Source organism: Bartonella sp. AA74HLJMH (assembly GCF_042197045.1).
Taxonomy (GTDB): domain Bacteria; phylum Pseudomonadota; class Alphaproteobacteria; order Rhizobiales; family Rhizobiaceae; genus Bartonella.
Genome location: NZ_JBHIRJ010000165.1, coordinates 1 through 552, shown reverse-complemented (window position 1 = coordinate 552; position 552 = coordinate 1). Strand labels below are relative to the sequence as shown.

The window sequence follows — 552 nt, the reverse complement described above, 5'->3', positions numbered from 1 at the left end:
TAACGCACCCAAATACTTGCCTTTTGCTCCCCTTGCGTTTGTTTCACATCAACAGCCCCACCAAACCGCACCAACAATGCCGCCCGCGCCCCCTCCGGCAATAACGAAATGTGATACTCCCAAACCGGCTTGGTTTTTCCTCCCACTTTCCTCGAAAGTTCAGAGTTTTTTCTCCAATATGCCCGTCCGTGGTTTTCAAGACTTTTATATGTTTTCGGCAACCCTGGCAAAGCTGCCTCAGCCAATTCGGCAATACGAAACCATTCCTTCATGGCTGCCCCCTTTTAATGCGAACCGGCGTTGCGCGCATGGCTTTCAATTGCGCTGCAATCTCCCGCTGTTCCTGCTGAAGCCGCGCAATCTCTGCTAAACGTGCCTCATCCCCTTGCAACAGCAACAATCCATCTTCACTCACCACCTCATCCCAAAGCCAAAATGCCTCTGTCGCCCGCACAAATGCCTTAAACCGTGGCAAGGAAATATCCACCTGCTTACTTTCCGCAACATAAGCATCCAAACTCGCCTTACTTAAACACCCAATCCCTAAATAAT

At 50.2% G+C, this 552-nt stretch carries 1 protein-coding gene and 1 pseudogene; both read right to left on the bottom strand.

Going from position 1 to position 552, the window contains the following annotated elements; all coding sequences use genetic code 11:
- The coding region (locus ACFINH_RS10370; RefSeq protein ID WP_375633092.1) for a DNA-binding protein at positions 1–272 on the bottom strand (272 nt) is incomplete at its 3' end.
- A pseudogene (locus ACFINH_RS10365) lies at positions 269–552 on the bottom strand (hypothetical protein); the annotation flags it as partial. The gene ACFINH_RS10370 and the pseudogene ACFINH_RS10365, both read right to left, overlap by 4 nt.